The sequence below is a fragment of the Nitratiruptor sp. YY08-10 genome (genome assembly GCF_016629565.1).
In the GTDB taxonomy this organism is placed as follows: domain Bacteria; phylum Campylobacterota; class Campylobacteria; order Campylobacterales; family Nitratiruptoraceae; genus Nitratiruptor.
Map to the genome: position 1 here is coordinate 801,103 of NZ_AP023057.1, position 20,423 is coordinate 821,525.

Sequence of the window (20,423 nt, forward strand, 5' to 3'; positions counted from 1 at the left end):
GTAGTAGAGGAATTTGGAAAGAATTTATTTACTCATTCCTAATTCCCTATTTCCAGTTCCAACTTTTATCCAGACATAAAGAAGTTTTAAGTAAAATTAGCCAAAATTTTCCAAAGGATGTACGATGGCATTACCAATCTATTATGACAAAGATTGTGATATCAATTTGATTAAAAGTAAAAAAGTAGCGATTATTGGCTTTGGAAGCCAGGGGCATGCCCATGCAGAAAACCTAAGAGACAGCGGTGTTGAAGTAAAAATCGGTTTGTATCCGGGTGGTAGAAGCTGGAAAAAGGCAGAAGCGAAAGGATTTGATGTTTTGGAAGTTGCCGATGCTTCTGAGTGGGCCGATGTTGTGATGATCTTGATTCCTGATGAGATCCAAAGCGAGGTTTATTACCGTGATATCGAACCAAACCTCAAAGAGGGTGATACTATCGCTTTTGGTCATGGATTCAATATCCATTATGGAAGAATCAAACCGCGAGCCGATATCAATGTTATGATGGTTGCTCCAAAAGCTCCCGGACACACTGTTCGAAGCGAATTTGTCAAAGGTGGTGGTATTCCTGATTTAATCGCGGTTGCACAAGATCCAAGCGGCAATACGTTAGAGCTTGCAAAAAGTTATGCAAGTGCAATTGGCGGTGGCAGAACCGGAATTATCCATACCACTTTCAAAGATGAAACTGAAACAGACCTTTTTGGTGAGCAAGCGGTTCTTTGTGGCGGTGTGAGTGCCCTTATTCAAGCGGGATTTGAAACGCTCACTGAAGCGGGATATCCAGAAGAGATGGCATATTTTGAGTGTTTGCATGAGCTCAAACTCATCGTTGATCTTATCTATGAAGGTGGATTGGCAAACATGAGATACTCTATCAGTAACACTGCAGAGTATGGAGACTATGTCAGTGGTCCAAGAGTGATCAATGAAGCAAGTCGACAAGCGATGAAGGATATTTTGAAAGAGATACAAAACGGAAAATTTGCAAAAGATTTTATCCTTGAAGGTATGGCTGGATATCCGAGAATGACGGCTGAGAGACGAAACTGTGAAGCACATCCGATCGAGCAGGTTGGTAAACGACTTCGAGCGATGATGCCTTGGATTACGGCAAATAAAATCGTCGACCAAGAAAAGAACTAAAACATAGGGCTCCTCCCTATGTTATATGCGCTTTATGGCTAAAAAACGCTCCACAAAAAAGAGGAAAAAAAAGAGTTCAAAAGAGTTTCTTTATACCATTCTCATAGCACTACTTCTATTGGGCATTGCCGGAACGGGTTTTTTCCTCTATACACTTGGATACGAACAAGGCTATAAGCAGGCACAGGAGGAGTATAAAAAAAAAGCCGAACAGACCAAAGTAAAAACTCTTCAAAAAAAGAAACCAAAGACAAAAACTGTTCGTAACGTTGAAAAAAAACATCAGGCGGCACTTTCAGAAATAGAAGATTACAAAAGAAACAGTGAACAGATGAAAGAGCCTTCCGTTTTGCAACCAAAACATGAAAAAGCCATAGATACAGACAAACCAAAACTTGCCATTATTATCGACGATGTTGCTTATGGATACCAGGCAAAAGCGATCAAAAACCTTGGTATTCCTATTAATCCTTCCTTCTTCCCGCCATCTCCAAGACACCCAAAAACGCCTCAATATGCGGCGATGTTTTCCCATTACATGATCCATTTACCGATGGAAGCAAACCACTATTTGCATGAAGAGCCAGATACGTTGCGAATCACATCTTCTCTCCAGACAATCGAGAGAGTCATTGCAAAAATACGAAAAGAGTTTCCAAAAGCGAAAGTGATCAACAACCATACAGGAAGCCGCTTTACAGCAAATTATGAAGCGATGAAACGATTATACAAGATTTTGGATAAGTACCATTTCGTTTTTTTAGACAGCAGAACCACTGCACAGACCGTCGTGCCAAAAATAGACAGAGAACTTGGACGGACCTATCTTGCAAGAAATGTTTTTTTGGATAATGAACAAAATGTTCCTTATATCAAAAATCAGTTGCGTCAAGCCATTGCACTTGCAAAAAAACGAGGGCTTGCCATTGCAATAGGCCATCCTCATCCTGCAACATTGAAGGCTCTTCGGGAATCTAAAGATATTTTAAATCAAGTTCAACTAATATATATAGATAGTCTGCTCAAATAAAGGGTTGCTGTGCGACATCTATTGATTTCTATTGGGGTGGGGATCACTCTTTTCGTTCTTTCATTGATGCTTTTTACAACAAAGCAGTCTTTTTTAGTCGGAGTTGTCGGTATGCTCGTATATCTTTGGAGCAGTGAGGCGTTGCCGCTTGGTGTTGTTTCTTTGCTCCCACTCATACTTTTTCCTCTCTTTGGCATACTCGATATGAAAAGTACTGCTCCAAACTATTCAAAATCGATTATCTTTCTTTTCATAGGAGGGTTTTTACTGGCTATTGGAATGCAAAAGACCTTGTTGCACCAAATTATTGCCAACAGATTGCTACGATTTTTTCCAAAAAGTGCACGGGGTGTTATCTATGCTTTGGCAATAACATCGGCTGCTCTTAGTGCTTTTTTGTCCAATACCACTGTGACGATTATGCTTGTACCAATCGCTCTTTTTTTGAGTGAGGATAATGTGCTTAAAGTCCGATATCTTTTGGCAACGGCTTATGGCGCAAGTATCGGTGGAATATTTACTCCTATTGGAACTCCTCCAAACCTTATTCTCCTTGGATTTTTGGAAGACTGGAATATTCAAGAGCCTACTTTTTTGGAGTGGATGGGATTGACGCTGCCAGTGGTTTTGGGAATGCTCATTATTGTTCCTTGGATTCTCTCGTTACATCTCAAAGACAAAAATATCTCTTGTACACTTGAGCCGATACATCGTTTAACGAAAGAGCAAAAAAAGCTCCTTTGGATTTTGGGGACACTTGTTATGTTGCTGCTTGTAAATGCTGTTCTCAAGCCTCTTTTTGGGTGGAGCATGAATGAAAAAATGCTTTTATTGGGTTTTGGAGTGTTGCTCTTTCTCCCCGGTATCGATATCTTGCAATGGAGTGATACCAAAGAGATGCCTTATGAGATCGTTTTTTTATTTGGAGCCGGTTTTGCAATCGCAAAAGCTTTTATCCAGACTGGACTTGCTGAGTCGATTGCAAAAGAGTTTGCTGTTTTTTCAGGATTGTCGTTACCACTTTTACTTTTCGTTATCGCTCTTTTTGTCTCTTTTGCAACAGAAATTACCAGCAATACAGCACTCACTTCCATTATTTTGCCAATTCTGTATACGTTTGGTCAGCAATCGCATCTTCCGACACCTATTATCCTTTTTACAGCGACAATTGCGGCAAGTTATGCGTTTATGTTGCCGATTGCAACCCCACCAAATGCAATTGTCATGAGTTCTCGTGTTATCAAGATAAAAGAGATGGCCCGTATAGGTTTTTGGATCAATTTGCTTGGTGTTATCCTCGTTACTGCCGTCGCAACGACGATTTGGAGACTCTATTTTGGTTGAGATCGAAGGTGTAAAGCATTACTATAAAGGAAATCTGCATCTTTTACAAAGACCAAAAATCTCTATTGTGGGGACACGAAGGCCAAACAGCTACACCAAAGCCAAAACCATACAGCTTGCTGCTGCTTTGACCCAAAAAGGCTACGTAGTTGTCAGTGGCGCTGCCATGGGTGTGGACGCCCTGGCTCATAAAGGAGCCGGATTTTCAAATACCATTGCCGTTGTTGCAACCGGTTTGGATATTCGCTATCCTGCGGTGAATGCAGGGCTGATTGAAAAGATTGAAAAAGAGGGTTTGATTCTTAGTCAGTTTGATTATGGGAAAAGGGCCACGAAATGGAGTTTCATCGTACGTAATGAAACGGTCGTCGCCCTCGGTGAATCTCTCATCATCACTCAGGCTGATAGAAACAGTGGAAGTATGCGAAGCGCTGAAATCGCACAAAAGTTGGGAAAAAAGATCTATGTCTTGCCCCACAGAATGGGGGAAAGCGAAGGGACGAACGATTTAATCAAAGAGGGCTTGGCAGAAGTGATATGGGATATTGATCAATTTGTAGGAAAGGGGAAAAGCGATCCTTTTATAGAGTATCTCAAAACGAATCCTTCCTATGAAGAGGCCTTACACCGCTATGGAGAAAAGATCTTCGAAGCAGAGATCCAAGGTTTGATTGCGATACATAATCTTCAAATTATCTATAAAGGAGCATAATGGAGCGCATTCCTTTGAGCAAATATGCGAAAATGAGAAAGATGAGCAGGGCACAAGTGATCCATATGATTGTCAAAGGAGAGATCGAAGCCGAAGAGGTTGTAGAGAACGGGAAGAAAGTTCGCTATGTCCTCGTTGAAAAAAAGCAGACACATCCTGTCCAACAGCAAAAAAAAGATGTACCGCTTCCTGAAACTGTTTTGGTACATATACAAAAATTTGCCGATATCTCATCCATGAAGTATTGTTATGAAGGGATGCATGATTACTATTTGGTGTTTGAGGATCAACTCATTATCTTCAATAAGGAGAGCGCTGTAGTGACAATGGTTCCAAAGTGTGAGGAAAAAGAATGAGAAAACAGATATTTGCCGGTTTTTTGGCAGGGCTCTTGGTTCTGCTTTTGTGGCGGATGATTCCCCTTGTGGAAGTGATGATAGCGGCCAAACCAAAACCCGTCACTCCTCGGGGCGATTTGATGAGTATCGAAAAGAGCAACATCAAAATTTTCGAAGAGGCCAAACCGAGTGTCGTTTATATCTCCACGCTTCAAAAAGTGGTGGACTACTGGAGTCTGAATGTATGGGATATTCCAAAGGGAACGGGAAGCGGGTTTGTTTGGGACAATTTCGGTCATATCGTTACCAATTTTCATGTGATCGAGGGTGCCAGCGAAGCGGTTGTGACACTCAGTAACGGTCTTGGCTATAAAGCTATCCTGGTAGGAGCCGACCCATCGCATGATTTGGCGGTACTGAAAATCAAACCGATTCCAGGCATTATGAAGCCGGTTATCATTGGAGATAGCGATAAGCTGAGAGTTGGACAAATCGTGTATGCTATTGGCAATCCCTTTGGGTTGGATTGGACGATGACGATGGGCATCATCTCAGCACTCAATCGTGTCATCGATGAGGAGAGCGGAGCCAAAATCAAAGGGGCCATCCAAACCGATGCTCCTATCAATCCCGGAAACTCCGGAGGACCACTTCTAGATAGTGCTGGCAGAGTAATCGGTGTCAATACCGCAATATACAGTCCCAGCGGTGCGAGTGCCGGGATCGGCTTTGCCATTCCCATCAATACAGTCAATAGGGTAGTGAGTTCACTTATTGCGTATGGTCGTTATCTGCCTCCAAGGCTTGGTGTAGAGAGTGATGATCGTATCAATAGAGTTTTGCAAAAAAGATTTGGAATAGAAGGGGTTGCGGTTTTAAAAGTCGATCCTCAAAGCCCGGCGGCAGTAGCGGGGCTCAAACCGACTATACTCTATCCTGATGGACGAATAGTTTTTGGCGATATTATCGTGGCTGTCAATGGCAAAAAGGTGCACAGTTTCCAAGAACTGCAAGATATGTTGGAGCAGTTTAACCATGGAGATGAAATTACTCTAACAGTTCTACGGGGCAGAGAAACAGTACATATCAAGGTACGTTTACAATAAGATATAATAGAAAAAAAGCAAGGAGCAGTTATGCTAAAAGATATGTTGACGCTCGGAATCGGCAGTGCACTGCTTGCTAAAGAGAAGGTGGAAGCGGAGATACAAAAGCTTGCTGAAAAGGGGAAGGTCTCAAAAGAGGAGGTAAAAAAAATTATTGAAGAGGCGAAAGAGAAGGGAGAAGAGCAAGAAATCAGGGCCAAACAAGAGCTCAAAAAATTGCTCAAAGAGGTTGTTTCTGAATTGGGACTTGCAACAAAAAAGGATATCGAAGAGTTGAAGAAGCTCCTTGAAAAATAACTATTCACTTGGAAGAATTTATAAGATCTTTCTATTGTTACTCTCTTTTTTCCTATTGATAAAAAAGAGACCTTCATTTTTAGGAATACAACCATATAAACCTCAAAAAATGCGACAAGTCATTGTCGAACTGGGACCAAGTTTCATTAAACTTTCCCAGGTTCTGGCTACTAGAGCAGACTTTTTCGACGAGTCGTATCTCAAAGAGCTCAAAACCTTGCATGATGAATTACCACCGATGCAAGAAGATGAGTTTCGCAAGGTGTTCCAAAAAGCTTTTACAAACTCTCCATTTGCCTACTTTGACTCAAATCCAATAGCAAGCGCTTCGATTGGACAGGTGCATAAAGCTATCTTGAAGAGTGGAGAAGAGGTTGCCGTCAAACTGAGACGTTACAACATAGAAAAACGTATTCGAAGCGATATCAGGATCTTAAAAGGGATCAATCTTCTCTTTCGTCCGCTTTTTAGCGAATATACAAAAAACTCAATAGAGGCTGTGATAAACGAATTTTCCGATATGATTATCCAAGAGGTGAGTCTTACAAAAGAGCTGCAAAACCTTAAAAAGTTTGCAAAAACCTATGCGCATTGCAAGATTTTATTTCCCAAACCTTATGAATATTATTGCAGCGACGATGCACTTGTCATGAGTTTTATGGATGGTGTTCGGTTCGATGACAAAAAGGCGCTCCAGCGGATGGGTATCGACTTCCATCAGATATTGGAGCGGCTCATCGAATTTTATGCGGAACAGATGCTTATCGTCGGTTTTTTTCATGCCGATCCCCATCCGGGAAATCTTTTGATCAATGAAAGAGGTGAGCTTATACTGCTTGATTTTGGAATGGTCAAAAGAATTCCAAATGACGTGCGAGTCGCTATTATCGAGATGGTGAAATCTGCTTATGAAAAAGATTATGAACTCTACATCACCAATGCAAAAAAACTTGGTGTTATAGCGTATGAAGCACCAAAAGGTGCAACTGCAGAGCTTGTGGAAAATATGTTTGAAATTTTTAGTAATGAGCGTTTGAATGCACTCAATATGCAAAAACTGGCTTTTGAACTTCTTGAATCGATGAGGGATCTGCCTTTTAAACTGCCTCAGGAGGCGATATATATCCTTAGAGCCAGCGCGATTATTGAAGGACTTGGAACCACGTATATAGAAAATTTTAACGGAGTGAAGGATATATTGCCGATTTTACAAAAAAATATTCCAAGAGCATTGGGATATAAAGATTCAATACTTCAAATGATTTTTGATGAGATCAAGCAGAGTCCTTATATAGCCAGAGATTTCAAGACCACTATCAAAAAGGCCAGTGAAGGTGATCTTGAAGTGCAGATGTCACTTTTGCAGCTCGAATGGCTCAAAAAGGAGGCAAGAGAGTATTTCAAACCAATTGTGCTCAGTTTTGCTGGGATGCTTCTTGGAATTTTGCTGGTCTTGCTTGGCTTGAAGGAAATTGGGGCGGCAATTTTTGCTGCCGCCTTTTTAAAACTGCTTTTCTCTTTTTAGTCATTCCCATCTGTATTTTGTAAGTGGTGTATTTGGATCATTTGCCCACTCTTTCATGCTTGCATCGTAGAGTCTGACTTTATTGAAACCGAGTACCCGATGAAGGATATACCAATTCATACTTGTTTCAAGTCCACCAGTACAGTAGGTGATAACAGGTCTATCTGGATCGAGTCCCAATCCATCTATAAGCATTTCATGTAACGCTTTTGGATCTTTAATCTTCTCATCATGGAAGCTAAAAACCCAGAAATAGCTCGTTGCTTTTGGAATGTGACCGGCTCTTGCGAGTATCTTCTGTTTTTCGGCTCCAAAATAAAAGATTGGATTTCTTGCATCGATCATGCGAGTTTTGCCGATATGTGCTAGTACCATTGATTTGTCTGCTATAAGTTCAGGATGGAAAGTTGCTTTGAAATGAGATTGCTTTGGTAATTGGATTTTATTTGTAAGATTGCCGATTTTTCGATATTCGTCCAATCCACCATCTAAAATAGAGCTATTGGCAAAACCCATAGCTTCCAATGCAAATGCTATATAGCTCGTTTTTAGAAAATCTTTTCCCCATCGGTGACTGTAAAGAATCACATGCGAGTTTTGAGTGATTCCAAGAGAACGAATGACTTGTTCCAACTCTTTAGGTGCTTTTAAAAGAGCGTAGTGACCAACTTTTTTTCTCCACAATGCAATTGGAGCATTAATTGCATTTGGTATATGCTCTTTTTTATAAAGCTTTGGACTGGATACATCTAATATGACGATATTTTTGTCATTCAGATGATTTTTAAGCCAATGGGCGGAAACGAAAGGCTCAGCTGCAATAAGGGCTAGTGAAAAACAGAGTAGGATCACTTTTTTCATTGGATCTCTCCTTTTATGTTATGGATAAACTCTTGGATATCTTCATACAGTCCTTGTAAATCCTCTTCATGCTCCACTTCATCAGCCAATATCTGGCTCACTATATCGTATGTGACTATATCTTTTCCCTGTGTGATTTCAGCTAATCGGCTATAGACTTCAATGGCACATTGCTCCCCTTTGATGGCTTGTTCCAAAACATTTAACACATTAGGATTTGTGGGAGCTTCATAAGCACAGTTTGCATGAATGAACCAATCTTTTGGATGTAACAGCGGCTCTCCTCCAAGTTGCAAAATTCTGTCTGCCACCATGGTGGCATGCCTCAGTTCATCAGCAGCGTGCTGGTTCAGTTCGGCTACAACACCATCTTTCATGATCCCTTTTACAACTTTCGCTTCAATAAAATATTGATAATAGGCCAGCCACTCATCGGCATAGGCCTTGTTGAGTAGCGCTATGATTTCGTTCGCTTCTATTCCTTTGAGGATGCTTATCCCTTTTCGTGCCATTGTATCTCCTTTGTTTAGATCATTATCGCTAAATTATACTTATAGAAAAATTAACTCTAAAGAAAAAAAATATCAATAAATATTCTTATTTCCAACTTAATTAAATAATTATGTAGTAAAATTTTTGACAATCAAGGATGAATCGTGTATAAATGCAGTAAATATAAAGGGGGGAAAGTGGAAAACCGCTATCAGATTTATACAGATATGCTCAAAAGCAAAGAACTCAAATCCACGCCTCAACGGGTCGCAATGCTTAATATTCTTGATCAAAAAGGGCATGCCGATATTGAAGATATTTATAGTGAAATAAAAAAAGAGTTTGTCACTATCTCTTTGGCTACTGTCTATAAAAATATCAATACAATGCTGGATTCAGGGATTATCCAAGAGATAAAAATCCCTTACAGAAAAAGTAAGTTTGAAGTAACGAAGCATAAACACAGCCATTTTGTTTGCCAAAAGTGTGGAGAAGTATATGATATAGATGAACCAAAATGTCTAGAGATAGAATTGCCTGAAGGATTTAAGCCAACTGAATCCTCTGTGATGATTCTAGGTATTTGCGATAAGTGTCAATAGTTTTTAGATATGAAAAGCCGCTACAACAGGTGCATGATCGCTTGGAGTAGGAGATCTTCTCTTTCTCGTCCACATATCCACTTCAATCGATTCGCATCGCTCTTTCATGGGCGGTGAAGTGAGGATATAGTCGATTCGCATTCCTTCGTCTCTCCATACGGCACCGTTTTTGTAATCCCACCAGGTAAACTGTTTTGTATCGGGATGGCATTGACGAAACAGATCAACAAGACCTATAGATAAAAAATCTTCAAAAGCCTCTCGCTCATCGTCCATAAAGCCGATCGTGCCGCGAAGCAGTTCAGCATCCCACACATCGATATCTTCTCTTGCCACGTTCATATCACCTACGACTACAATATTCTCTTTGTTGAGATCAAATTGGTGTATATACTCTTTGAGTTGTTTGAAAAACTGGAGCTTGTAGATATGTTTTTCTCCATCAAAATCTCCATGGGGAGCATAGACATTGCAAATTTCAATATCTTCTATTTTAGCTCTTATCAGTCGTTTCTGTTCATCCCAAATGGGATCGCCAAATCCTTTTTGCACCTCTTTAAAACCATATTTTGAACATATAGCTACCCCATTATAGGCTTTTTGGCCAAAAACGGCGCACTGAAAGCCAAGCTCTTCAAAATCTTTGAAAGGAAATCGATTCTCTTCACATTTGATCTCTTGCAGACATAAAACATCCACAGGATTTTTCTCAGATAGCCATCTTTTGACCAGTTCAAGTCTGGCATTGATGGAGTTGACGTTAAACGTTGCTATTTTCATGCTTTTCAAGCTCCTCTAAAATCTCTTTATTGAGTTTTTTCTGATCAATTTCAAACTGCTCCTCTTTCTCTTTTGGCTTTCGAAACTCAAGATAGGTCCCTACAAGTCCCACTAAAAGAATAAAAGCAAAAATGAGTATTTTGCTCAGATCCCCACCTTTGAGTTCCATCAGCACTCCAGATGGCGTAAAAGCTTTGGATAGATCATGCCTGTAAGTTCGAAAATATGATCTCCCTGCAATAGTGTGACGGAACCCTTCTTGATATGGATGTTTGCCTCTTCGCATCCAATTAAGTGAGAGACAGTTTGTGAGATGTCGGGTTCGTGTCCTACGAAAGCTACATTGTGATAACCACGGAAACGCTCAATTATCTCTTCATATTTGAGCGGTGACGCTCCTGGATTGAGTCTGGAAGTTTCATAATATTTTGCATTGGGATAGACTTCTTGTAACAGTTTGGCTGTCTGAACCGCGCGTACAGCTTTAGAAGATATGATGACATCGATTTGAAACATCAAAGGAAATTTTTTGAAAAACGATTTTGCTTTTTTGATGCCATCTTCACTGAGAGGACGCAAAAGATCATCTTGGTGCCATTCATCCCTCGATAAAGCTTTTGCGTGTCTGATAAAAAGCAGTTTCATTCAGATCCTTTATGCAATGGTCCATTTCAATTATAGGCCTCTTGATCTTAATCTATTATAAGATAAGCATTGCATCGCCATAGCTGTAAAATCGGTACTCTTTCTCTATCGCCTCTTGATAGACTCTTTTGGTCGTTTCCAGACCTATGAATGAGGCTACCAGCATGATGAGCGTCGATTTTGGAAGATGAAAATTGGTAAGAAGATAGTCGACTCTTTTTGGTCGATTGAGAGGATGTAAAAAAAGGTCGCACTCTCCAAAGCTCTTTTTTGTCCGGACAAAATATTCGATGGTTCTTGTGACGGTGGTACCAACTGCCAGGATTTTTTTATCACTTTCTATTACTTGGATCGTCTCTTTAGGAATTTCATAATATTCTGAATGCATTGCGTGCTCGGTGATGAGAGTAGTCTCTACCGGTTTGAATGTTCCGGCTCCTACATGGAGTGTCACAAAATGGAATGGAAACTTTTTTTGCATAGAATTGAGCATCTGCTCAGTAAAATGTAGTGATGCCGTAGGGGCTGCAACGGCCCCGGCTTTTTTGGCGAAGATCGGTTGATAGTTTTTTTCATCCTCTTTTTTCGCCGCTCGATCAATATATGGTGGGAGCGGAATTAAGCCAATGTGATCAAGAATCGGCAAAAGTTCATGAAAGGATAGCCGTTTATCGTTGTGATAAAATGTGACGATTCTTGTTCCATCTTCACCCAGTTCTTCTACTTTGGCTTGAAGACCTTCAGAAAATTCAAGTTCTGTTCCAACCTTCACTTTTCCTCGGATGAAGACATTGAACCTATCATTTTCCAAGGGGCGATTGATAAGTAGCTCTATTTTGCCACCACTGCTTTTATGGCCAAATATTCTGGCTTTTATCACTTTTGTATCGTTGAATATAATATGTGTCTTTTGGGGAAGAAAATTGGGAAGATTTTTAAAAACTGTATGGGTGATGGTGTCTGTTTTCCTATCATAGACTAAAAGTTTTGCCATATCTGCTGGCTGCACCGGCTCTTTTGCTATGAGGTGGGAAGGAAGGTGATAGTCGTAGCTATCCACCTTCAAGGGATCGAGCATTATTCGCTCTCCTCGATCTCTTCTTCAGGTTGAGCTGGATTGACTATTTTTGCTATCAGAATGGAAACACCGTATAAAATAACCAGCGGTCCAGCCATCAAGAGCTGACTGAGCACATCTGGTGGAGTGAGCAAAGCTGCGACTAAAAAGATGATGATGATGGCGTATTTGAAAAAGCTTTTGAGGCTCTCGTCTGTGACTAGGCCGAGCTTTGCTAGGAAAAATGTGATAACAGGGAGTTCAAAAGCAATGCCAAAGCCTATCATCAGTTTTGTAAAAAAGCCGACATACTCTCCAATACTTGGCAGTGCGGTAAAGAGTTGGGAGCCAAAGTTGATCAAATAACTAAAGCCAAAAGGAAAGACCACATAATAGGCAAAAAGTGCTCCTGTAACAAACATTCCCGTTGCAGCAATCACAAATGGTAAAACAAGTTTTTTTTCATGTTCATACAGTCCTGGAGCGATAAAAAGCCACAACTGCCAAAATATGACTGGCAAACTGACGATCAAAGAAGCAAAAAAGGAGACTTTGAGTGCAGTGAAAAACGCCTCTCCAACTTTGGTAAAGATAACATTGCTTCCTGGCGGAAGGGCTTGTTTCAAAGGCATGATCATCCAATCTAGAATATGTTCCCAAAATCCGAAACAGATAACAAACATCACAAAAAGTGTTGCGATGATAATGAGGAGTCTTTTACGAAGTTCTGCTAAATGGGGTTTGAGTTCTTCAAACATTCACTTGATCCTTATCTTCATCAATCAGTTTTTTCTTTTTGAATTTCACAACTTCTCTTTTTGGTTCGCTCTCGATTGCCGATTTGATCTCTTCCACTTCTGCTAATGGGTCTTCTTGAAGTTCTGCGGTGATGGAGCCCATCTCTTCTGTGACAGATCGAAACTTCTCTTTGTATTCGAGAGCTTCTTCTTTGAGTTCAGTGAGTTTTACTTCCTGCTCTAACTGCGTTTTTGCATCGTTTACTGCTCTTTTGACACTTCTGAAAAACTTGGCCACATCCACGAGAAATTGCGGCAATTTGTCAGGACCCAAAAATATCACTGCTACTACGGCAATCATCAATATCTCAGTAAAACCCATTCCAAACATAAAGAGTTCCTTATCGGAATTTTGGAAAATTGTACATCAAAAGATATTACAATTTGATAAAGTATCATATCCTAATCCATAATAAAAGGGGAAGAATGAGATTTGTACTACTTTTTGTACCTGTATTGCTTTTTGCCCAAGTAAAAGAGATACCTGGAAAATACACCTATTTAGAAGCGTTGCACGCATGCAAAAAACTTGGAAAAGAGTGGAGGATCACCGAGATTTGGGAGCTTTTTAAACTAAGAGGTCAAGTAAAACGATTTGGAAAAGGCAAGCTCTATTGGAGCGGCAATACCTTGGGTGAGGCAAGAATTGAGAAAAATATCCGTCACGAGAGTGAGATATTTGTTCAAAATAGATCGATCCCTGCATTTGCATTCTATCTGCAAGACGGAGACATCACACCGACACCAAAAGAGACAAAAGCCCATGTCATCTGTATGGATGAGCAAAAAGTGCATCAATTGGACCGGCATTTTAAAAAGCTTGCCAACGGTATGGTGGCAGACTATAAAAACAAAATCTATTGGGAACCGTACGATAAAAAACGTGATGCAAAAAAGCTCCGTTACGAAGATGCACAGCGCTACTGCGAGAATCTCCATCTTTTTGGGCGATCTTGGCGCTTGCCGACGGTGGATGAGCTCTATTCGATAGTCAACTACAATTACGTCAAACCTGCTGTAAATAAAGCGATCTTTGGTCACATGCATCACAAATATTATGTGAGCGATGATGAATTTAATGATGATGAGGTGTATGTAGTTGGATTTGCCGTGGGCAGTGTAGCCACTGGTCCCATAAATGAACGTTACTACTTTCGTTGTGTCAGTGATATGGATGAAGTTGCCAAAACCTATGGAATTTTTGATCCCTATTTGGAAATACAAGAGATTATAGAGTCAAAGAAAAAGCAGAAAAGAAAACTGCAAGAACTTCTTGACATTGTAAAGCGATATGAGCTTGACAGAAAAAGTGCACAATTGATATATCGTTTTTTAAAGAGTATCACCGATAAAGAAGTGCAGCATCTCAAACAGAAGGTATTACGCAATATCCGGATCAAATCTCAACTATTCGCTTAAAAAAAGAGCTATCTCATCGGCTAGAAAAAAGTTTTTGTTGTAAACTTTGCCATTTTGTACCTCTATCTTGCCTTCATCTTGAAGTATAGCGACTTTGTGCGAATCAAGAAGTTGCAGATCGACTCCTACAATACTTCGAAGCCCCAAAAAGATCGCTTCGAAGCGAAGCTCTCTTTCACTTAAAAGTTCTGTTTGATAGATGGTTGGATTTTGGATATATTCGAATAGATCGCTATTTGGATAATATCGTGTTTTGTGTGCGAATCCAACAGCACCACATCCTATTCCCAGATATGGTTTGAGTTTCCAATATCCAAGATTGTGCTGCGAACGGTACTCTCCAAAATTGGAGACCTCGTACTGTTCGAATGGAATGAGCTCTTTTAGAAAATAACCTTGGTGTTCGTCATCTTTTTTCATCTCCATGTTGTTTTCAAAAGGGGTTCCTTCTTCCAAAATGAGTGCATAGGCGGAAATGTGGTCAATAGGCAGTTGCTTAGCCTGTGCAACTTCTTTGCGCAGAAGTGTTTCATCATCGAGTATGGTGTCGTACATAAGATCGATACTGATATGCTCAATCCCGACTTTGAAAGCCGTTTCTACCGCTTTGATGGCATCTTGCGGAGAGTGCGCTCTACCAAGAAGTTTCAATTTTTCTTCATGAAAGCTTTGTACGCCAAAACTGATACGGGTGGCCCCTAAAGATTTCATTCCTTCCAGCCAGGATTTGGTAGCGCTGTTTGGGTTGGCTTCTATTGTGATTTCTGTGTTTTTATCAATGAGACTACTTATCGTATCAAAAAGAGCTTCGTACAGTTTTGGTTTGATGGTTGATGGTGTTCCGCCGCCGATATAGACTGTTTCAAGTTTTTTGACTTCAAAACGGTCAAGGTCAAATTTGAGTTGTCGTAAAAATGCTTCCATATACTCTTTTTTGAGATGATGGTTGGAAGCAAAGGAGTTGAAAGCGCAATAATGACATTTGCTATCACAAAATGGGATGTGACAATATAGAAGCAATTTTATCCTTTTTTAAAACCTTTATGGGTATTATAGCGATTAAAAAAACGATACCGAAACGGGACTTCTCCTGTGGCATGAGGAAAGAATGGAAAAGAAGAGATATAGGCCAAATGTGGCAGCGATTGTATTGAGTAGCAATTATCCCAAAAAAGTGGAGTTTTTTATTGCTGCGAGAAGTGATGTGCCAGATTCGTGGCAGTTTCCTCAAGGTGGTATCGATAAGGGTGAGAGTCCCAAAGAGGCGTTGTTGCGAGAACTCAAAGAGGAGATTGGGACAGATAAGATAGAAATCATTGCCGAATTTCCAGAATGGGTGAGTTACGATTTTCCAAAAAAGATAGCGAAAAAGATGTATCCTTACGATGGGCAGACCCAAAAATATTTTCTAGTCAAACTCAAACCAGAAGCAAAAATCGACCTGGATACAAAAGAGCCGGAGTTCAATGATTATAAATTTGTTCCATATAAGGATCTTTTCCATTATGTGACATTCTTCAAAAGGCCGGTCTATAAAAAAGTTTTGGAGTATTTCAAAAAAGAGGGGTATTTTTGATGTTGATCGTACAAAAATATGGGGGAACGAGTGTAGGGACGCTAGAACGGATAGAAAATGTGGCCAAAAGAGTGGCACAAACGAAAGCGGCTGGCAACGATGTGGTAGTTGTAGTCTCAGCAATGAGTGGAGAGACCAATAAACTGATTGAGTTTGCCAAACACTTCAGTGCTACGCCAAGCAGAAGAGATATGGATCTGCTTTTAAGTAGTGGTGAGCGTGTTACAGCAGCACTCCTTTCAATCGCTCTCAATGAGATGGGCTATCCCACCGTTGCTATGACGGGACGGCAAGCCGGTATCGTGACAGACAAATCCCATACCGTAGCGCGTATTGAAAAGATAAATCCTGAGCCGATGCAAAATGCCCTGAAAGAGGGCAAGATTGTGGTGGTTGCAGGATTTCAGGGAATTACAGAAGATGGAGAAGTGACAACTCTTGGTCGCGGGGGCAGTGATTTGACTGCGGTTGCCATCGCTGGAGCGCTCCATGCAGATAAGTGTGAAATATATTCTGATGTGGATGGAGTCTATACCACCGATCCGCGTATCGAGCCAAAAGCAAAGAAACTGGATAAAATCAGTTATGATGAGATGTTGGAACTTGCAAGTCTTGGAGCAAAAGTACTACAAAATAGAAGCGTAGAACTTGCAAAAAAACTGGGTGTTGTTATTGAGGCAAAAAGCAGTTTCAACGATAATCCAGGAACAATCATAACAAAGGAAGAGGATATCATGGAAAAACCTTTGGTAAGTGGGATTGCGCTTGATAAGAATCAAGCACGAGTAAGTCTGAGGGGCGTCAAGGATAGACCGGGAATCGCAGCAGAGATCTTCAAAGCCTTGGCCAACGAAAACATCAATGTAGACATGATCGTACAGACAATCGGCGAAGATGGCAAAACGAACCTTGATTTTACTGTCCCGCAAAATGAGCTAGAGAGAGTGAAAAAGGTGATGGAGCAGTTTAAAGATGAGTATGAAAAGATTGAATATGATCCCGATGTGGCAAAAGTGAGCATAGTCGGGGTTGGAATGAAGTCTCATAGCGGAGTTGCCAGCAAAGCTTTCGAGACGATGGCAAAAGAGAATATCAATATCGAGATGATCAGTACCAGCGAGATTAAAATATCGATGATCATCGATGAAAAATATGGAGAGCTTGCGGTCCGTGCTTTACATGCCGCATACGAACTGGATAAATGAGCGAACAAACCACCTTTGATCAATGGACTCTGAAAACGATCCGATATGACAAAAGTATGATGAATTGGCTGGAGGAACGCCGATATGATTGGCTTCCTCTGGCAATGGATGCTTTAAAAAAGATCATTTCAGGCTATAGTGTTTTGATGCTCACAGATGATGAGCGCGACTGGTTTTGTGACTACGCTATCACGACATTTAACAAGTCGCTGAAAACTCGGCCTTTTATTCCTATCTACAATCTTAAAAAAACGGCTCCTTATCTCAAAAATATCCAAACGAATGAGGATATAGAACTTTTCTTTGATATGCTCGATATTTCTTATGCCGGAGAGTATTTTATCTGGTATGTTGGGCGATCCAATTATCCTTTGGTCAAGATAGCGAAACGAAAAGATGACAGTTTTTTGTGGATTATGGACGAGGATATGCAGAACAATTTTACCCTCAAATCCTATGATGAACTCCTAGACATGAAGTTGCTACAGCTTTTTCGTTTGTTTGAAAAGAGTCTAGATGCCGCGATTTTCGGAGAGTTTACATTAGAGTTATGATTGATGGTCATAGTAAAATCATCATTTGTGAAGATTTTGAACCTGTAAAATTGCAGTTTCAAGAAAAGCTTGAGTCCGAAAATCTTGCCATTTTTGAAGAGAACGAGATAAAACTGGAACTTGCCAAAGAGGCTATCAAAGAGGCATTTATCGCTACAAAAGAGGAAAAATATATTGTACTTCTTGGGAACAGATTCAATATCTATGCCCAAAACGCTCTTTTAAAGGTTTTGGAAGAGCCACCAAACAATGTCTACTTTATTTTGGTATCCAAAGCGAAATCTACCTTTTTACCCACGATTCTATCCAGACTTCCTGTTGTGAAAATCAAAGGAGAAAGTACTGAACCGATAGATTTGGAAACATTCGATCTTGAAATTTTATATGATCTTGTCAAGAGAAAAGATATAACAAAAGCAGAGGCAAAAGCACTGATAAAATCGATGCTCAAATTTGCACTCAAAAACGGTTATTCTCTTTCACAGCGGGAAATGGACTATTTTTCAAATGCTTTGCATCTGATCGAACTCAATACAAATATCTCCAACGTTTTGATAACGGCCGGTTTGATTGTATTAACCCATAAAAAGAGGCGAAGGTGACGATACATAGACTCAATTCACACATCGATGCTGCCAAATTGATGGAAAAACTGGGGGTGGATAGACCCGGCATCACTATCATGTCCAAAAAGTGCGAAGTGATGCTTTTTTTGATCAAAGATCTTCATGTGGGTGCTGCCAATATTTTAAAACAGGATGCGTTGAGTATCGGGGCCGATGTAGCGCTTCCAAACGGGACCATTACTTGCGCATTTAAATCGGTCGATGTTTTATTGATGGGAACAAGAAAACATATAGAGATTTTGAGCCGAAAAGAGCTTGCTCAGCCATATGGTCTGAAATATTTGGCGAAAGAGTTGCAAAGATATCTGAAAAAAAATCGTTTCGAGACAAAAATTATGGGGATCATCAATGCCAATGATGACAGTTTCTATCCCAAAAGTCGATTCCAAGGCAAAAAAGCGATCGAAGCGATTGAGAAAATGATCGCAGATGGTGCGGACATTATCGATATAGGAGGCATGAGTACCAGACCCGGCAGCGAAGAGATCAGCGAAGAAGAGGAGTTGGCTCGAGTCAAGCCAATCATTGATATTCTCAAAGAAAAATCCTTTGATGTACTTTTCAGTATCGATACCTATAGACCGAAAGTTGCCGAGTATGCATTGCAAAATGGATTTCATATTCTCAATGACATTACTGGACTGGAAAATGACGAACTTGCACAGATAGCTTCTGCGTATGGTGCGACAGTTGTCATCATGCATAAAAAAGGGCGTCCCAAAGATATGCAAAACAATCCCTCTTATGAAGATGTAGTTGTAGAGGTAAGCCGTTTTTTCGAAGAGCGCATCGAAAAGGCGAACCGCTTTGGTATCAAAAATATTATTTTGGATCCGGGTATCGGTTTTGGAAAGAGACTCCAGGACAATATAGAGTTGATTAGAGATTTGAGTGAATTTACGAAATTTGGGTATGAGATTTTAGTGGGGGCCAGTAGAAAATCGATGATCGATGCCATCGTTCCATCCAGTGTGCAAAATCGTCTTCCGGGAACCTTGGCCATCCACCTCAAAGCGCTCCAAAATGGAGCCTCCATCATTCGTTGTCACGATGTCAAAGAGCATCATCAAGCGATCACAGTTTATCAAGCATTGGAGCATATAGGGTGAAAACAGTTGTTGTCAATAAAAAGGCTTCCCAATCTTTAATACAGTTTTTTCCATGGGTTTATAGAAGCGATATTGTTACTCCTTTGGAAAAATTTGGCGTAGAACTTGTTCATGTAGAGAACGAAGAGGGGAAATTTTTGGGAATTGGATATATCAATCCCAAAAGTACTATTGCCATTCGAATTCTAAGTTTTACAAATGAATCCATTGATACTGGTTTTTTTACAAGAAGAGTCCAAGAAGCGCAATACAAACGACTCGATATCCCATCGAATGCATATAGACTCATCCACTCTGAAGCGGATTTGCTCCCGGGACTCATTGTGGACAAGTATGAAGAGTATCTGAGTATTCACTTTGTGACTGCCGGGATTCTTCTATTTCAAGAGATGATTATAGAAGCTCTGTTTGATGTGCTTACTCCCAAAGGGGCCTATATAACAGCCCCTGAGAGTGCAATGCGAAAAGAGGGAAAAGAGTCTTTTGAAAAAGTGGTAGGCACGTTGCCAGACAGCATTGTGATAGAGGAGAATGGCGTACGTTTTTTAGTCGATATCCTAAACTCGCAAAAGACGGGATTTTATCTTGATCAAAGGGCCAATAGAGCGATCGTTGCCAAATTTATGAAACAAAAAGAACGCATGCTTGACTGCTTCAGTAACAGCGGTGGATTTGGATTGTATGCAGCATTGAAAAAGGGTGCGGATGTAGAGATTGTGGACATCTCCTCTCACGCTCTTGTTCTAGCAAGATCAAATTTTGAACTGAATGGTGTTAGTGGAAAATTTGTCGAAGCAAATGTGTTTGACTATTTAAGAGAGCTTCGCAAGAAAAAAGCAAAATTTGATACTATCGTTTTGGATCCGCCATCCTTTGCAAAAAGCAGACATCAAAAAGCAGGGGCCATGAAAGGATTTAAAGATATCAGTGTGAATGCCATGAAATTATTGGATGATGGTGGTAAACTGGCGCTCTTTTCCTGCTCGCATTATGTGGATATGGATGATCTTGTGCAAATTGTACTCAAAGCCGCAAAGGACAATCACAAAAGAGTGGAAGTGCTCGCCCATATGTACCAAGATATAGATCATCCCTATATTCTGAACAATCCCTTTTCTCTTTATCTCAAAGGTTTGCTCGTTCGGGTGACTTCTTAGTAATTTTTAGAGCTTTTTAAACTTTTTTTGTTACTATCGTAGTA

Annotated in this window: 25 protein-coding genes; 16 read left to right on the forward strand and 9 right to left on the reverse strand. The window is 40.3% G+C overall.

Features of this window, described 5'->3' with window-relative positions:
* Positions 1-124: 124 nt before the first annotated feature.
* The 8 genes from ilvC to JG735_RS04420 are packed head-to-tail and all read left to right on the forward strand — an operon-like array spanning position 125 to position 7,499.
* Complete coding sequence (gene ilvC / locus JG735_RS04385; protein ID WP_201335611.1) at positions 125-1,147, forward strand: ketol-acid reductoisomerase; 1,023 nt, start codon at positions 125-127, stop codon at positions 1,145-1,147.
* 34 nt (positions 1,148-1,181) lie between these two features.
* A complete protein-coding gene (locus JG735_RS04390; protein WP_201335612.1) occupies positions 1,182-2,177 on the forward strand; it encodes a divergent polysaccharide deacetylase family protein in 996 nt (331 codons plus the stop codon).
* Positions 2,178-2,186: 9 nt separating this feature from the next.
* On the forward strand, positions 2,187-3,521 hold the full coding sequence (locus JG735_RS04395; RefSeq protein WP_201335613.1) for a DASS family sodium-coupled anion symporter: 1,335 nt from the start codon (positions 2,187-2,189) through the stop codon (positions 3,519-3,521).
* Entirely contained in the window at positions 3,514-4,233 is a 720-nt protein-coding gene (locus tag JG735_RS04400; RefSeq protein WP_201335614.1) for a DNA-processing protein DprA, read from the forward strand. The genes JG735_RS04395 and JG735_RS04400 overlap by 8 nt, the downstream gene beginning before the upstream one ends.
* On the forward strand, positions 4,233-4,589 hold the full coding sequence (locus tag JG735_RS04405; RefSeq protein ID WP_201335615.1) for a hypothetical protein: 357 nt from the start codon (positions 4,233-4,235) through the stop codon (positions 4,587-4,589). Before JG735_RS04400 ends, JG735_RS04405 begins: the two co-directional genes overlap by 1 nt.
* Entirely contained in the window at positions 4,586-5,677 is a 1,092-nt protein-coding gene (locus tag JG735_RS04410; protein ID WP_201335616.1) for a S1C family serine protease, read from the forward strand. Before JG735_RS04405 ends, JG735_RS04410 begins: the two co-directional genes overlap by 4 nt.
* A gap of 30 nt (positions 5,678-5,707) precedes the next feature.
* Entirely contained in the window at positions 5,708-5,974 is a 267-nt protein-coding gene (locus JG735_RS04415) for a hypothetical protein (protein ID WP_201335617.1), read from the forward strand.
* The gene (locus JG735_RS04420; protein ID WP_201335618.1) at positions 5,964-7,499 is read left to right on the forward strand and encodes an AarF/ABC1/UbiB kinase family protein; all 1,536 of its coding nucleotides are present in this window, start codon (positions 5,964-5,966) and stop codon (positions 7,497-7,499) included. The genes JG735_RS04415 and JG735_RS04420 overlap by 11 nt, the downstream gene beginning before the upstream one ends.
* On the opposite strand, the gene JG735_RS04425 is transcribed toward JG735_RS04420, so the two are convergent.
* Both JG735_RS04425 and JG735_RS04430 read right to left on the reverse strand, forming a co-directional pair.
* Positions 7,500-8,360 (reverse strand): sulfurtransferase, encoded by an 861-nt coding sequence (locus JG735_RS04425; RefSeq protein ID WP_201335619.1) that lies wholly within the window; start codon positions 8,358-8,360, stop codon positions 7,500-7,502.
* Complete coding sequence (locus JG735_RS04430; RefSeq protein ID WP_012082523.1) at positions 8,357-8,872, reverse strand: ferritin-like domain-containing protein; 516 nt, start codon at positions 8,870-8,872, stop codon at positions 8,357-8,359. The genes JG735_RS04425 and JG735_RS04430 overlap by 4 nt, the downstream gene beginning before the upstream one ends.
* 144 nt (positions 8,873-9,016) lie before the next feature.
* Between JG735_RS04430 and JG735_RS04435 the strand changes: the two genes are divergently transcribed.
* On the forward strand, positions 9,017-9,454 hold the full coding sequence (locus JG735_RS04435) for a Fur family transcriptional regulator (protein WP_201335620.1): 438 nt from the start codon (positions 9,017-9,019) through the stop codon (positions 9,452-9,454).
* A gap of 3 nt (positions 9,455-9,457) precedes the next feature.
* Here the strand turns inward: JG735_RS04435 and xth are convergent, their stop codons facing one another.
* From xth to tatB, 6 genes are read right to left on the reverse strand one after another with little or no spacing between them, the layout of a single operon-like run.
* A complete protein-coding gene (gene xth / locus JG735_RS04440) occupies positions 9,458-10,234 on the reverse strand; it encodes an exodeoxyribonuclease III (protein ID WP_201335621.1) in 777 nt (258 codons plus the stop codon).
* Positions 10,215-10,403 carry a hypothetical protein gene (locus tag JG735_RS04445; protein WP_201335622.1) on the reverse strand — a complete coding sequence of 63 codons (189 nt, stop codon included), beginning with the start codon at positions 10,401-10,403 and terminating at the stop codon, positions 10,215-10,217. The genes xth and JG735_RS04445 overlap by 20 nt, the downstream gene beginning before the upstream one ends.
* Positions 10,403-10,879: a histidine phosphatase family protein gene (locus JG735_RS04450; protein WP_201335623.1), complete on the reverse strand. Its 477-nt coding sequence runs from the start codon at positions 10,877-10,879 to the stop codon at positions 10,403-10,405. Before JG735_RS04450 ends, JG735_RS04445 begins: the two co-directional genes overlap by 1 nt.
* Positions 10,880-10,934: 55 nt before the next feature.
* Entirely contained in the window at positions 10,935-11,957 is a 1,023-nt protein-coding gene (queA, locus tag JG735_RS04455; protein ID WP_201335624.1) for a tRNA preQ1(34) S-adenosylmethionine ribosyltransferase-isomerase QueA, read from the reverse strand.
* Entirely contained in the window at positions 11,957-12,694 is a 738-nt protein-coding gene (gene tatC, locus JG735_RS04460; protein WP_201335625.1) for a twin-arginine translocase subunit TatC, read from the reverse strand. The genes queA and tatC overlap by 1 nt, the downstream gene beginning before the upstream one ends.
* Positions 12,687-13,064 carry a Sec-independent protein translocase protein TatB gene (tatB, locus tag JG735_RS04465; RefSeq protein ID WP_201335626.1) on the reverse strand — a complete coding sequence of 126 codons (378 nt, stop codon included), beginning with the start codon at positions 13,062-13,064 and terminating at the stop codon, positions 12,687-12,689. The genes tatC and tatB overlap by 8 nt, the downstream gene beginning before the upstream one ends.
* A 95-nt stretch (positions 13,065-13,159) precedes the next feature.
* Here tatB and JG735_RS04470 point away from each other — a divergent pair, with 95 nt between their 5' ends.
* Entirely contained in the window at positions 13,160-14,152 is a 993-nt protein-coding gene (locus tag JG735_RS04470) for a DUF1566 domain-containing protein (RefSeq protein WP_201335627.1), read from the forward strand.
* On the opposite strand, the gene hemW is transcribed toward JG735_RS04470, so the two are convergent.
* Positions 14,141-15,172, reverse strand: a complete 1,032-nt coding sequence (gene hemW, locus JG735_RS04475; RefSeq protein WP_201335628.1) for a radical SAM family heme chaperone HemW — start codon at positions 15,170-15,172, stop codon at positions 14,141-14,143. The two genes, JG735_RS04470 and hemW, sit on opposite strands and share 12 nt — an antisense overlap.
* A gap of 88 nt (positions 15,173-15,260) precedes the next feature.
* On the opposite strand from hemW, the gene JG735_RS04480 reads away from it, so the two are divergent.
* Genes JG735_RS04480 through JG735_RS04505 form a run of 6 tightly spaced genes read left to right on the forward strand, consistent with a single transcriptional unit; the run spans position 15,261 to position 20,379 of the window.
* Entirely contained in the window at positions 15,261-15,728 is a 468-nt protein-coding gene (locus tag JG735_RS04480; protein WP_012082513.1) for an RNA pyrophosphohydrolase, read from the forward strand.
* The gene (locus JG735_RS04485) at positions 15,728-16,933 is read left to right on the forward strand and encodes an aspartate kinase (protein ID WP_201335723.1); all 1,206 of its coding nucleotides are present in this window, start codon (positions 15,728-15,730) and stop codon (positions 16,931-16,933) included. Before JG735_RS04480 ends, JG735_RS04485 begins: the two co-directional genes overlap by 1 nt.
* Entirely contained in the window at positions 16,930-17,487 is a 558-nt protein-coding gene (locus tag JG735_RS04490) for a HobA family DNA replication regulator (protein ID WP_201335629.1), read from the forward strand. The genes JG735_RS04485 and JG735_RS04490 overlap by 4 nt, the downstream gene beginning before the upstream one ends.
* Positions 17,484-18,089 carry a DNA polymerase III subunit delta' gene (locus JG735_RS04495; RefSeq protein ID WP_201335630.1) on the forward strand — a complete coding sequence of 202 codons (606 nt, stop codon included), beginning with the start codon at positions 17,484-17,486 and terminating at the stop codon, positions 18,087-18,089. Before JG735_RS04490 ends, JG735_RS04495 begins: the two co-directional genes overlap by 4 nt.
* A complete protein-coding gene (gene folP, locus JG735_RS04500) occupies positions 18,086-19,222 on the forward strand; it encodes a dihydropteroate synthase (protein WP_201335631.1) in 1,137 nt (378 codons plus the stop codon). The genes JG735_RS04495 and folP overlap by 4 nt, the downstream gene beginning before the upstream one ends.
* The gene (locus tag JG735_RS04505) at positions 19,219-20,379 is read left to right on the forward strand and encodes a class I SAM-dependent rRNA methyltransferase (protein WP_201335632.1); all 1,161 of its coding nucleotides are present in this window, start codon (positions 19,219-19,221) and stop codon (positions 20,377-20,379) included. Before folP ends, JG735_RS04505 begins: the two co-directional genes overlap by 4 nt.
* Positions 20,380-20,423 lie beyond the last annotated feature (44 nt).

Excerpts from the sequence above, each read along its gene's own strand:
- ilvC (WP_201335611.1), top strand. The coding sequence starts at position 125 with ATGGCATTACCAATCTATTATGACAAAGATTGTGATATCAATTTGATT.
- JG735_RS04390 (WP_201335612.1), top strand. The coding sequence starts at position 1,182 with ATGGCTAAAAAACGCTCCACAAAAAAGAGGAAAAAAAAGAGTTCAAAA.
- JG735_RS04405 (WP_201335615.1), top strand. The coding sequence starts at position 4,233 with ATGGAGCGCATTCCTTTGAGCAAATATGCGAAAATGAGAAAGATGAGC.
- JG735_RS04410 (WP_201335616.1), top strand. The coding sequence starts at position 4,586 with ATGAGAAAACAGATATTTGCCGGTTTTTTGGCAGGGCTCTTGGTTCTG.
- JG735_RS04415 (WP_201335617.1), top strand. The coding sequence starts at position 5,708 with ATGCTAAAAGATATGTTGACGCTCGGAATCGGCAGTGCACTGCTTGCT.
- JG735_RS04425 (WP_201335619.1), bottom strand. The coding sequence starts at position 8,360 with ATGAAAAAAGTGATCCTACTCTGTTTTTCACTAGCCCTTATTGCAGCT.
- JG735_RS04430 (WP_012082523.1), bottom strand. The coding sequence starts at position 8,872 with ATGGCACGAAAAGGGATAAGCATCCTCAAAGGAATAGAAGCGAACGAA.
- xth (WP_201335621.1), bottom strand. The coding sequence starts at position 10,234 with ATGAAAATAGCAACGTTTAACGTCAACTCCATCAATGCCAGACTTGAA.
- JG735_RS04445 (WP_201335622.1), bottom strand. The coding sequence starts at position 10,403 with ATGGAACTCAAAGGTGGGGATCTGAGCAAAATACTCATTTTTGCTTTT.
- JG735_RS04450 (WP_201335623.1), bottom strand. The coding sequence starts at position 10,879 with ATGAAACTGCTTTTTATCAGACACGCAAAAGCTTTATCGAGGGATGAA.
- queA (WP_201335624.1), bottom strand. The coding sequence starts at position 11,957 with ATGCTCGATCCCTTGAAGGTGGATAGCTACGACTATCACCTTCCTTCC.
- tatC (WP_201335625.1), bottom strand. The coding sequence starts at position 12,694 with ATGTTTGAAGAACTCAAACCCCATTTAGCAGAACTTCGTAAAAGACTC.
- tatB (WP_201335626.1), bottom strand. The coding sequence starts at position 13,064 with ATGTTTGGAATGGGTTTTACTGAGATATTGATGATTGCCGTAGTAGCA.
- JG735_RS04470 (WP_201335627.1), top strand. The coding sequence starts at position 13,160 with ATGAGATTTGTACTACTTTTTGTACCTGTATTGCTTTTTGCCCAAGTA.
- JG735_RS04480 (WP_012082513.1), top strand. The coding sequence starts at position 15,261 with ATGGAAAAGAAGAGATATAGGCCAAATGTGGCAGCGATTGTATTGAGT.
- JG735_RS04485 (WP_201335723.1), top strand. The coding sequence starts at position 15,728 with ATGTTGATCGTACAAAAATATGGGGGAACGAGTGTAGGGACGCTAGAA.
- JG735_RS04490 (WP_201335629.1), top strand. The coding sequence starts at position 16,930 with ATGAGCGAACAAACCACCTTTGATCAATGGACTCTGAAAACGATCCGA.
- JG735_RS04495 (WP_201335630.1), top strand. The coding sequence starts at position 17,484 with ATGATTGATGGTCATAGTAAAATCATCATTTGTGAAGATTTTGAACCT.